We start from the raw sequence: 12,187 nt of genomic DNA on the forward strand, positions 1-12,187 counted from the left end.
TCATGGCTTCTCCGTTTGTGTTGTCATGGGACTCCCCTCGCTGCTGCAGGGCCACCTCATTCCGGCCCCCGTCATCGCGACAGGGCCGCTTTAAGCTCCAGCACGAAGCGCGTCTCACCGGGCGCCAGCTCCTTGGCCCGGGCCAAGGCCTCCACCACCTCGCTTCTCGGCCGCTTCAGCCAGCGCCGGACCCGACCCAGGTCATACCAGGCCCAGGCGTGACGCAGGTCGGGCGCGTCCATCTGCAGGACCCTCTCCAGGTAGGTGGCCGCCTCCTGAAGCAGGCGATGCCGTGCCTGGCGATCCTCGGGCTGGCGGCTCCGGCTGAGCTCCCCGGTGAGGCGTATCTTCGTCTGCGCGAATTCGTGCAGGGCCCGCACGTCGAAGAAGACGAGGTCGCCGGCGGCCTGAAAATAGCGATGGGCGCGCTGCTGCCGCCCGGCCCGGCGCTCGGCTATGGCAGCGTCAAAGGCATCCTGGGCGCTCAGCAGCTCGGGAAGGCGGTCGAGAACAGCCCGGGCCTCCACCTCCTGCTTCGCATCCATGAGGGCCGTGGCCAGGGCGGCCAACACCCGGCTGAAGGCCGGCAGGCTCGCCTCCGGGAATTCGTCGACGACACGCCTGGCGGCCACGAGGTCCCCTTTTTCGGCCTGAGCCTTCACCAGTGCTGTGGCCAGGGAGACCGAGGTCCGGCGTTTGTCGTAGGCCTCCAGAAGGCCACGCAACGCGCCTTGCTCGTCTCCGGTGGCCTTCCTGTACGCGAAGTTTCGCAAGGCCATGAGGGCCAGGTATTCCGGATGCGCCGGCAGGGTAACCCGGAAATAGGTGCGTCCAGGGTCAAAGTCGAACTGGGGTGGAGGAGAGCCGTTATCCCGCATGCTCCGGAAGATCTTGGGGATGCCGGTGCCCCGCCCCTCTGCCAGGCGCAGCTCCTTCAACAGCTCGCCGATCCGCCGGTTGCGGGCCGGGACCGGTGGGAGGGGACGCTCGCTGCCGAAGTGCTCCCGTTCGATGCCGTCCACGGGGCCAGGATAGCTGATCACCTCTGCCCGGTCCGGGTACAGGTAGACCTTGGTTGGCTCGGGGGCATCCTCGTAGCTGCGATGGTAGACGGCATTCACCAGGGCCTCCCGCATGGCCGAAGAGGGATAGCTCACCCAGCCCCTGGCTTCCGGCAGGCCCTTCTCTTTCTGCAGATGTCTTGTGGTCAGGTTGTCAAGCCAAGTGAGGCACTGGCGGATCTGATGGTGCAGCGGCCCCAGGAAGACCTTCTCCTCGATGGTGTTGCCGCCGGCATCATCGGCGAACTGGACGACCTCGATGCGAGCCCCCCGCAGCCACCGCTGCGGGTCGTCGCTGAAAAACAACAGGCCCACGTTGCGTGGCGCGGTCTGTCCATTTTGCGGCCGAGTCAGCCGCATGCCCGCGTAGATCCTTTCCGCGTCCGGCTCGTGCGCCAGATCGCTGCGGACGTCGTGCAGGAACTCCCGGGCGAGGGCGACCCGCAGATCGTTGCTCGTGGCCCCGAAAGCCCGCCGGTCGTCGAACGGGATCCTCGCAGTCTGCTGGAGCAGGCGGGTGAGGATCTCCTCCCGGGCGGCGACCGATTCACCGCCGAGGCGGACCCAGAATTGCCGTTGGCCAGTGGGGCCATCGGGCGCCTGGTGGGGGCGATTGTCGGAAGCGGGCGCCCACAGCACCAGAACCCTCTGGCCGTCCACCTCCGGGGTGTCCATCACGGGCATGTACACCGGCTCGATCCGGTTGCAATGCCCGCGAATCCACTTCTGCGCGGCTTCGAGCTGGTGGGCGGGCACGCCCTTCACTGGCCGGACGGCGACGCCCTCCGCCTCGGTGACCCCCACGACGACATAGCCGCCGTTCAGGTTCTGGAGGTCGTTGGCAAAGGCGCACAAGGTCTTGACGATCTGCCAGCCGGTATGCTCCGGCTCCCAGGTTGCCTTGAGCTCCAGACGGGTGCCCTCGACCGCGCCCGAGAGCAGTTCTTCAATGCCAATGGGTAGATACGAGGTCACATCAAGAGCCTCCTCTCTGCTCCGCCCAGCACTCCTGCCGCCAGAAGGGTGCCGAGATCGGCCTCGCCATGCCAGGCCGCCAGCCTCGGATGCTCTGAGCCGAGGACGATATCGGTCGAGCCATCGTCGTTCTTGGCAAAGCACAGGACATCCTCCATCCGGGCCGCACTGAGCACCACCGGTGAGTGGGTGGCCAGGAGAACCTGGGCCGCGTATACCGAGGACAGGGAGTCGTACATGGTCGCCACAGCCCGGGGGTGGATGCCATTCTCGGGCTCTTCGATAAGATAGATTCCCTGGAGATCGACCAGATACGCGGGCAGGGTGAGGGCCGTGAGCCGAAGGGTGCCGTCGGAGGCCAGCCAGGAAGGCACCTCAAGACTGCCGCGATACTTGTAGACCAGATAGCAATGCTTGTCCTCGGGCCGCTCGACGGTCGTGATGTCCTCAAGATCATCCAGTGCCGTCCGGAGGTGCTTGATCCAGCTGTCGAACCTCGTCCTGTCCTCCCGCCGCAGCCGGGCGATGACCCAGGGCAGATTGGAGCCATCCGGCAGGAATCCTTTCATCCTGGTCGGCGGGCTGGGCTCTCTGAGCCTGAGGCTGTTGAGCATGATCTGCTGCACACCGCTGCTCAGCTGTTCCCGGAGCCACATGGCCACGGGAAAGGCCCTTTCCTCTGCCGGCAGATTGCCCAGGGCGGATCGTTGGGGCCCAAGCTTGAACGAGGGGGTCCAGCCCTTGCCGGGCTGACCGTAGGTCTCGCTGTAGAAGTTGTCGTTACCGCCGGGGACCTTGTGCACCACGATCTTCATGTCCCGGCGGCCCTTGGGGGTCGCAAGCGACGCCGGCGGATCGTGAGGCATGGGGAAAAGCGGGCGTTGGGTCGCCTCTTGGGCCTTGGACCTCTTGAGCAAGAGCTTCTCCGTCTTGACCTCGAAGAGTCGTCTGCCTTCATCGAAGCCGATGGCTACCTCATAGCGCGCCGTATCCAGCTCCGGTCTCGCGGTCTTGTCCCGCAGCGCGGCGGGGATCCGCATCTCGATCGCCAGCTCCAGCCCATCGCCCTGGCGGCGGAACAGAAGCTCCTCCGGATTGGCGGCTCGGTGCATCAGCGCCCCTTCCAGACCCTCGGCGAGCAGGTCCCGCAGGAAGCCGACCACGTCAAGAAAGGTCGTCTTGCCGGAGGCATTGGGGCCGACCAGGACGTGGAACGGCCCCAAAGGGCGGGCCACATGGCGCAGGCAGCGGTAGTTCAAGGCCTCAAGCAGTGTGATCATCGATCATCCCCCGTTGGACAGACGTGGCAGCCGGGTCCGCTCTCCCCCAGAGACCGCCGGCAGACGGCAGGGCTGGGTCATGACCTCGGGCCGCCCGAAGTGCGCGACCCTTCTTATACACCGGAACCGCAGCGTCCCGCGACGCTCACCCCTTTTCCTCCAGGGTGAAAGCCTCCAGGAGCAGGGCCTCGGCCAGGGTGGCGAAGCCCAGGGGATCCTCGGGATGGTCCAGCACCGGCTCCTGGTCGCCGAAGGCCAGGCGCAGCCAGGGCTCATTCCGCTCCGGCTCCTGGCCGTAGCCCCCTTCCTGCCAGACCAGGGCTGCCAGCTCCAGGGCCGGCGGACGCCGCGCGGCCAGCGGCAGCGGCGGCCCTTTGCCGGCGGTGGCCACGGCCTCCAGGTAGCGCAAGGAGGCCTTGGGCAGAAGCGGCAGCGGCCGGCCAAGGGCAGCGCGGGCCATGGCGGCAAGCCCATGCAGCCGCTGGCGGGCGTCCTCCACGGCCGGCAGTCGGACCACCCCGTCCAGGCCGACGAAGAAGGAGTTGATCCCGCCGCCAACGGCGTTGGCCAGAAGATGGCCGAGCCAGAAGCGCACCCGGTCTGCCAGGGTGCGGCGGGCCAGGCACACCGGCCGGCTTGCCAGCAGGCCCTGCTGCCACAGGCTGCCCAGGCTGCCGGTGACGGTGATGGATCCCAGGTCCAGATCCACGGGCAGATCCGGCCGGGGTCCACCCTGGCGCAGGCGGTCGAGAAAGCCGGTCATCCGATCGATCTCGGCCGCCACGGCAAAAAAGGCGCTCCGGCCGTAGGCGCCCTGGGGCAGGCTGCCCTGCTCCTTCTCCCGGGCCAGGAGCGCTGCCGGCGGCAGGCCGCGCTCCCGCGCCGCCAGCAGGTGGTCGGCCAGCTGGTAGCGGGCCAGGCCGGCGAGGTGGAAGGCCTCCCGGTCGGCCAGCGGATCCTCCCGGAGGGTCAGGTCGAGGCCGAGCCGGGTCGCAAGGAGGAAGCGCACCGGATGGCACAAGAGGCGGAAGAGCTCGGGCACCGGCAGCGGGTACGGGTCCTCGGGCGCCGGCAGGGCATCCTGGGCGAAGATGCCGGGCCAGGGGCGGCCGCCGCCGGCGAGGGCCTGGGCCGCGGCCCGGGCCTCCCGGCTGACGCTCCACAGCTCCGGCTGTCCGGCGAAGAGGCGCGGGCTGATCGGCTGCAGGGGGTGCTGGGTGACGAGACGCCGCTCCATGGCCTCTGGGCTTAGGCCGGTCAAAAGGCCGAGATGGGCGACCAGCTCGGTCACCAGGACAGCGGGCGGCCGCAAGGTGTTGTCCCGCTCATCGAGGCCCACATAGCTCAGATACAGGACATCCCGGGCCGAGACCAGGGTTTCCAGAAAGAGATAACGGTCGTCGTCGCGGCGGGAGCGGTCGCCGGGCCGGGGCTCTCTGGCCAGGCGGTCGAAGGCAGGCGGCCGGTCGGCTCGGGGAAAATCGCCGTCGTTCATGCTCAGAAGGCAGATCACCCGGAACGGGATGCTGCGCATGGGCACCAGCTGGCAGAAGGTGACCCGGCCGCACAGGAAGCTGCCCTGCGGGGCGCTGGCCGCCAAAGCCCCGGCCAGGGCCGCCAGCACCGTCTCCAGCGGCAGCGCCAGGCCGCAGGCCGCCGCCACACCCGCCTGGGCCAGCTCATCCATGGCCTCGCGCACCGCCGCCAGCTCGTCCTCCGCATCGCCCTCCGGGGCAAAGAAATCCTCCAGGGCCTGCAGCACGAAATGGCGCCAGGCAGCCAGCAGCCGCGGCCGGGCCGCCTCCCGGGCCAGCTGGCGCAAGGCGGCCAGAAAGCTGGCCAGGCTTCCCAGAAGCGCGCCATGGCCGGCTGCCGCGGCGTTGCAGGGCAGGATGCCTCGCCAGCGAGCGCCCGTCTCGTCCTCCTCCAGGGCAAAGCCCAGAAGCAGCCGGTCCAGGCTGTGCTGCAAGGTGCCCCGTTCCTGGTCCGGCAGACCGAGCCCGGCCCGGTGCGCACCGTCGAGGCCCCAGTGCAGCCCGGCCTCCGCCAGCCAGCCCCGCACCACGCCCCGATCCGCCTCCTCCAGCCGGAACCGGCGCGCCACTGCTGGGACATCCAGGAGCGCCAGCACGGCGCTGGCCGGCATGCGGCCGGAGGGGAGGCGAAGAAGCTCCAGCACCGCCCGGACGGTGGGGCCGGTCGCCGCAGCCCCCTGGTCGGCGATGGAATAGGGGATCCGCTCCTCCGCAGGGCCGCTGCCGAATACCGCCTCGATGGCTGGCGCGTACACCCCGATCTCGGGCACCATGACCAGGATGTCCTTCGGGGCCAAAGAGGGGTCCTGCCGGAAGAGATCCCAGAGCCGGCCGTGGAGGATCTCCACCTCCCGCAGCGGGCTGGGAGCGGCATGGATCTGGACCGAGCGGTCGTCGGGAGGGAGAGACCAGGGCGGGGCCGGATCCTCCCCAACGGGCCCGCCGGCGAGCAGATCCCGCTGCAGGACGGCCAGGAGGGTGCCGGCCGGCGGTGGCTCATAGCTCTCCTCCTCGTGGGCATCGGCGGCCAGAAGAAGGGCGCGGAGCTCCCGGCCGGTGCGGCCGAGACTGGCCAGGAGGGGGTGGCCGGTGGCGTCCAGCCAGTATTCCTGGCAGGGGGAGAGGAGGAAGAAGATCACCTCCACGCGCTCGGCCAGGCGCCGGAGGATCTCCATCTGGATCGGCGGCAAGGTCGGAATGCCGAACAGGCAGATCCGCTCCGGAAGCGGCAGCCCGCCGGCGGCCCCCTCCTGCCCGAGGTGGGCCAGCAGCCGATCCTGGAGCGCCGCCCGGTGCTGGTCCCCGAACCGGTCCGAGAGGCGCCGCCACAGCTGGGCCTGCCAGTCGTCCGGCGCGGCGCCTGCCGACCAGGCCTTGATCCAGTCCGGCCGGAAGGCCAGATAGCGGTCAAACAGATCGGCCAGCCGCTCGGCCAGCTGGAAGGAGCGGGCCGGCAGGTCGTCGGCGGCCAGATAGCCGAGAAGCTCGGCAAACGGGCCGTCCTGGGGCAGCCGGGGGAATTCGTCCAGGATCGCCCAGCGGAGCACTGCAGGAGAAAAGGCGGAGATTTCCGGCAGCCCGGGCGAGAGGCTTCGGATGAGGCGCCAGATGAAGGCGGACGGAAACGGGCAGTCGAGATGGGCCGCGATCCCCAGCCGCTCGGCGAGCCGCAGCGCCAGCCAGCGGGCCATGCCCTGGCTCTGCACCAGCACAGTGGCCGGCGCCAAGGGATCGCCGGGCCCGGTGAGGAGATCAGCCAGGCGGTCGAGCAGTCTCTCCAGGCGGTTGCTGGTATGGACGACGAGCATGGGCTGGGGCAGACCGGCCTCCGTACCGGCAGGTGGACGATGGAGCCAGTCCTTCTTACCTGAGCCGGAAGCAAATGAAAAGGCCCCGGGCCGCAGGAGGAGCGCAGCTTCCAGGCCTGTGGCCCGGGCGAAAGAAGGGGGGCAGGAAGGACAGGAAGAAGGCAGACGGTAGGCGGGCGGGCAGCGCTTCCCTGCCACGGCCTCCCTGGATAACCGGTTTGCGGATCGCCAGCGATCGCCGCTCAGCGAAGGGGTACCGTCACCGGATTGCTCACCGCGCTGGAGCCCGAGGGGTTGGCAGCCTGCAGCAGGAAGGAGACAGCGAGGCCCTTGGGCAGGGTGAAGCTGACCTCGTTGATGTTGCCCAGGCGCACCGGGAAGACCCTGCGGGGTCGAGGATAGATGGCGAGGATCAGGTTGTAGCCGGTGGCATTGTCCACCGGGGCCCAGGACAAGGTGATCTGGCGACCGGAGGCTGCCATCTCAAGGACCGGTGCTGCCGGCGGACCGGGGCGCGCCGTACCTGGGCTGCTTGGTGCTTCTGGCGCGTCGTCGGCGGTATACGTGAAAGCTGGCGTCTCGGGCTTGGTTGTGAAGGAGGCGCCGTCGTCGTTTGTCACGGTCACGCTCACGGCACCGGGGTCGTGGGCAGGGACGGTGCAGACGATCTGGCATTCGGCCCAGGAGGCGACTGTGGCCTGCGTCTCTGAGCTCTCTCCCTGGCTGCTGCCCAAGCTGACCGAGCCCGTGCCCTGCCTGCTGCCAAAGCCGGTGCCGGTCAACGTCACTACCGTACCGCCGCCGGCCGGACCTGCCGTCGGGTCCAGGGCCGACACGTGCAAGGGGGCCAGTGTCCGTACGGCCCGCACGGAGAAGACGTTCAGCTTGTCTCCGCTGTAAGGGTAGCCGTCGCCGAAGCTCATGCGCCACGCATGGCCAGGGTTGCCGGCGTCGGTCGTGGAAGACCAGATGCTGTGCGAGCGGGCGCAGGGAAAGCCACCCGTATCCATCGCCGGGTCGTGCCTGTCCAAGGCAACGATGGACTCCAGCTCCTTGATGGTAGGCACTCGCCAATCGGTGCAGGCAGCCAGCTCCAAGCCATCGGCGTAGCTCAGGGCATCCCGCCAGATCCGGCGCGCTTCGGCAATGGGCTGTTGCCACATGAGCCCCGTGCACCGGTCAGTCACCGTGCCGTCCTGGCTGTCGACCAGGTTGTTGCAGTCAGCAGCGGGGGGCTGAGCGCTCCGCACAGCGAGCACGTGGTGCTTCTCGGACTTGTGGGCGCTTACCGCCTCCCCGGTGTCGAACCGCACAATCCATGCGTCGCCGGGATCGGAGGCGAAATCGTTGGACGTCCAGTATCCAGCCGACGCGGTGCTCGTGAACCTCGCATCGATGGTCGGCGGAGAGACCTTGCCGAAGTCCACAATGAACAGGAGCTCCTTCCGGGTCGGCAGCCGCCAGCCGCAATACTCGCCGGAACACGATTCCACGTTCAGGGTGGCGATGAGGTCCCCGGCTTCATTCCAGTCCTTCTCGTCGTCGGTTCTCACCTCCCAGAGGAGACCTGTGATCTCATCTGCAATCGTGCCATCGCCAGACACTTGGTACCGTGGCAGCAGCTTCTTGGGGTCGTCGGGGTCCTTGGGGTCAGTGGTGTAGTTGCCGTCCTGGCCGAAGAGCGGATTCCTGGGTTGCCCAGGTTGGGGACATCCATTCATCTCTTTCCAGTCCCGGCCATCGAGGGCCTTGCTGGGGTCTTCGTTGAAGCCATAGCACTGGGTCTGCCCAGTATCCGGCACCAGCCCGGCCAACCCTGTGCTCGCCCCGCAAGCCACGGCCAACGCTAGCCCCAAGCCAACAGGCCGCAACAGCTTCCTTACGCTAGCTTGTCTCATGGCGGATCCCCTTTGCACAACGGTCATCATCGGCTGGCCCCCCGGCCTGGCCGAGCCAACCCCCAGGGCGCTACAGGCGTCACCGTCCAGCAGCTGCCCTTCCCCCTCGTGATCCGCTCGCTGGGGACACGGAGTCGCGCACGCAGCGCACATGGTAGATGTTGGACTTGTCATCGTGGCTTGTGGCTCCGGTTTGAAACCCGACCACCCATGCGTCATTCGGGTCTTCGGCTCCGGTCGTGGATGACCAGAAGAAGGTGGACGGCGTATCCGGGAACACCGATTCATCGATGGCCGGACCGTACCGGCTCAGATCCACCAAGGAGGCCAGCTCCTTGACGGTGGGCAGCCGCCAACCCACCCCGGCCAGATCCGGGTCCTCGCAGTACGCGAGAGCCCTCCCCCAGGTCCACGTCTGCAGGCGACCACACTCGTCCCTGGCCAGGTTCCGTTGCCACACGAGACCCGTGCGCGTGTCGGTCACGGTGGTGCCCTCCGGGTTGACGACGAGCCCGGTCGAAGCTGGGGCCGGATCATCACTCCTCACAGCGCGGGCGTGGAAGGCGCTGGACTTGTAGTCGTAGCCGTCGCCCCTCCCGCCTACCAGCCATGCGCTGTGCCGGTAGCCGGCAAAAGGACTGGACGTCCAGTAATCGGTCGAGGTGTTTGGGAAGAAGGCTGTAGAGATGGCAGGAACGTCTGCTCCGTAGTCCACGATGGACCGCAGCTCCTCTCGGGTCGGCAGCCGCCAGTCGGTAAAGCCCCCGAAACGGGCTTCGTTCAGGGCGGCGACAAAGGCCTCGGTGTCATGGCCATATCCGCAGGCCCCCTGGTCCCCCCCATTGGTGGCCTCCCGCGTGTCACACCAGGAGTAGGTGTTGTCCTTGTCGTGGATGCCTCCGTCGTCGGTCTTGACCTCCCAGACGAGGTGGGTCACATTGTCTCGGGTCATGATCCAGTTGCCTGCCTCACCCTCGTGCAACGGATTCCCGTTCTGGTTCAGCCTGGTGTAGGATGGCCAACCCACGTCCACGTGGCTGCCGTCCTGGCCGGAGTACGCTTGACCCGGCTCGGGGCACGGGATCTCCTCCTTGTGGTTGTAACATGTGGTCTGCCCCGTATCCGGTACCGACCCCGCCACCACCATGGCCCTCTGGAGGACGATGACCAACGTCGTCCCCAGACCAATGAGCTTCGACAACCTCCGAAAACGATCCAGTCCCATGGAGCACCCCTCTCGCACACCGTTCATGCTTACTACCCCCCTCACCTTCACGCCCAGGCGAGAGACCGTCGAGCGATCCGTGACCAGGCCGATCAGGCTTTGCAGTTTCGCACGCCGGCGCACTCAAGCACTCAAGAAACCGCTGGATCGTCTGGAAGGCGATAAGCTCAGCTCGGGCAAGATCCGCGAGCTTTGGAACCCTTCACGCCCAGTCCGCCGAGGATCAGGCTGGCTGCCAGGAGGGCCCATGGACCCATGGCTGGGACGGGCGGCGGAATGGAGCCCGGATCAAGCGGGTCGGTACCTACTCGTACTTCTTCACCGTCGGTGTAGCCATCGCCGTCGGTCTCCGGGGTACGGGGGTCGGTCTCGTCTGGATTCCGTATCCCGTTATGGTTGGTATCTTCCCCTCCGTCAGACAGGCCATCGTTATCCGTGTCCGCGTCGAAGGGACTAGTGCCGGCAGCGATTTCCAGAGAATCGGTGAGACCGTCGCCGTCGGAGTCGGAGTTCGTCCCGGTCCTGACGTCCCCTTCCTGGAGACCGTTTGCAGCCGGGCTGAGCCAGCGGCTGTGCTGCAGGAAGGGCGAGGAGCCGGGGTGGTAGACGAGTCGCGCCCGCCAATGGTAGAGAATGTTCTCGGCAAGGCCGGTGACCAACTGCTGGAGCAGGGCTCCAGCAGTGCCGGTGTCGACCCATGTGGCGCTCTTCTGGGTGAAGGCGCCATCGAGAAGGACACCCTGGGGCTTCACTTCCCATTCGAGCTTCACCTTGCCCCGGCCGAAAGGGGTCTTGCCGAGCATTTCCAAGGAGAAGGAGTCAGCAGCGCCCGGCCTGCCCAGGGAGGCAACCGGACCGCTCCGGTCCGCGGTCAGCTGTCTTGGGACAAAGTCCATGCCCACACCATCATTGCCGAAAAAGACAACGGCGCGCCCCTCGTCAAGCTCACCGTTGTCGAAAGAGACGGCCCCTACGATGACGTCGCTGTACCCATCGGCGTTCACGTCACCAGCAGTGGCCACTGACCAACCGAAGTTCGCGTCAGCCTGATTCGACTCCGCGGTCCAGGCCGGACTCGTCGTGAGGCCTGTGGGCCCACCCAGATAGAGATACGCCCGGCCCTCGTCTGTTTCGTTGCTATCGAAACGGGGTGCCCCGACGATGACATCGTTGTAGCCATCGCCGTTCACATCACCGGCCGTGGCCACTGACCAACCGAAATTCTCGTCGGCCTGATTCGACTCCGCGGTCCAGGCCGGACTCGCCGCAAGGCCTGTTGGCCCGCCCAGATAGAGATAGGCGCGGCCCCCGTAAGGCTCGCCGTTGTTGAAGTAGGGGGCGCCTATGACCACGTCGCTGTAGCCATCGCCGTTGACATCACCGGCCGTGGCCACTGAACCACCAAAATATGCGCCAGGCTGACCCCCTTCCACCGTCCAGGCCGGACTTACCGCGAGGCCTGTAGGCCCGCCCAGATAGAGACAGGCGCGGCCGGCGTCGGTCCCGCCGTTGTCGGAGCGGTGTAGCCCGACGATGACATCGCTGTAGCCGTCGCCGTTGACATCACCGGCCGTGGCCACTATCGCTCCCTGATTCGACCCTGCGGTCCAGGCCGGACTCGCCGCCAGGCCCGCGGGCCCGCCCAGATAGAGACATGCGCCGTCGCTCCCCCCGACGATGACATCGCTGTAGCTGTCGCCGTTGACATCACCGGCCGTGGCCACAGAAGCACCGAGGTACGCGCCAGGCTGCTTCCCTTCCGCGGTCCAGGCCGGATTCGTCAAAAACGGACCCAAGTAGACATGAACGCGGCCGGCTTCGGGCGCGTCGTTGTCAAAGGAGGGATCACTGACGATAACGTCGCTGTAGCCGTCGCCGTTCACGTCTCCGGCCGCGGCCACTGAAGAACCGAAGCTTGCACTCCCCTGGGGCGGCTCTGGTAACAACCCCCTCCCTCCACTCAAATGCGGGCCGTACCTGACATCGGCCCTGCCCTTGTAGTCCTCGTAGTAGCCCACGTAGCGGAACATCTCCGCCCCGATAACCACATCGCTGTAGCCGTCGCCGTCAACATCCCCGGCTGTGGCAACTGACCCACCGAACCTCGCATCATGCTGGTTCGACTCGTAGATCCAGCCCGGATTCGGTGCCAGGCCCATTGGCCCGCCCAGGTAGAGAAAGGCGCGTCCCTCGTCGGTCTGACCATTGTCGAACCCGAAGGCCCCGACTATGACATCGCTGAATCCGTCGCCGTTCACATCCCCGGCCGTGGCAACTGACCAACCGAACACCGCACCCGCCTGGTTCGACTCCGCTGTCCAGGCCGGACTCGCCGCCAGGCCCGCGGACCCGCCCAGGTAGAGAAAGGCGCGTCCCTCGCCGGTCTGACCATTGTCGAACCCGAA

At 67.3% G+C, this 12,187-nt stretch carries 6 protein-coding genes; all 6 read right to left on the reverse strand.

Annotated features, from left to right (window positions below):
- Positions 1 to 71: 71 nt before the first annotated feature.
- A complete protein-coding gene (locus tag AB1634_16055; GenBank protein ID MEW6221027.1) occupies positions 72 to 2,036 on the reverse strand; it encodes an RNA-binding domain-containing protein in 1,965 nt (654 codons plus the stop codon).
- A complete protein-coding gene (locus AB1634_16060) occupies positions 2,033 to 3,316 on the reverse strand; it encodes an ATP-binding protein (GenBank protein ID MEW6221028.1) in 1,284 nt (427 codons plus the stop codon). The genes AB1634_16055 and AB1634_16060 overlap by 4 nt, the downstream gene beginning before the upstream one ends.
- A 145-nt stretch (positions 3,317 to 3,461) precedes the next feature.
- Entirely contained in the window at positions 3,462 to 6,659 is a 3,198-nt protein-coding gene (gene recC, locus AB1634_16065) for an exodeoxyribonuclease V subunit gamma (protein ID MEW6221029.1), read from the reverse strand.
- Positions 6,660 to 6,901: 242 nt separating this feature from the next.
- Positions 6,902 to 8,380 (reverse strand): DUF1566 domain-containing protein, encoded by a 1,479-nt coding sequence (locus tag AB1634_16070; GenBank protein MEW6221030.1) that lies wholly within the window; start codon positions 8,378 to 8,380, stop codon positions 6,902 to 6,904.
- 256 nt (positions 8,381 to 8,636) lie between these two features.
- A complete protein-coding gene (locus tag AB1634_16075) occupies positions 8,637 to 9,782 on the reverse strand; it encodes a DUF1566 domain-containing protein (protein ID MEW6221031.1) in 1,146 nt (381 codons plus the stop codon).
- Between the two features lie 167 nt (positions 9,783 to 9,949).
- The coding region (locus AB1634_16080; GenBank protein MEW6221032.1) for an FG-GAP-like repeat-containing protein at positions 9,950 to 12,187 on the reverse strand (2,238 nt) is incomplete at its 5' end.

It is taken from the genome of Thermodesulfobacteriota bacterium (assembly GCA_040755095.1).
GTDB lineage: Bacteria > Desulfobacterota > Desulfobulbia > Desulfobulbales > JBFMBH01 > JBFMBH01.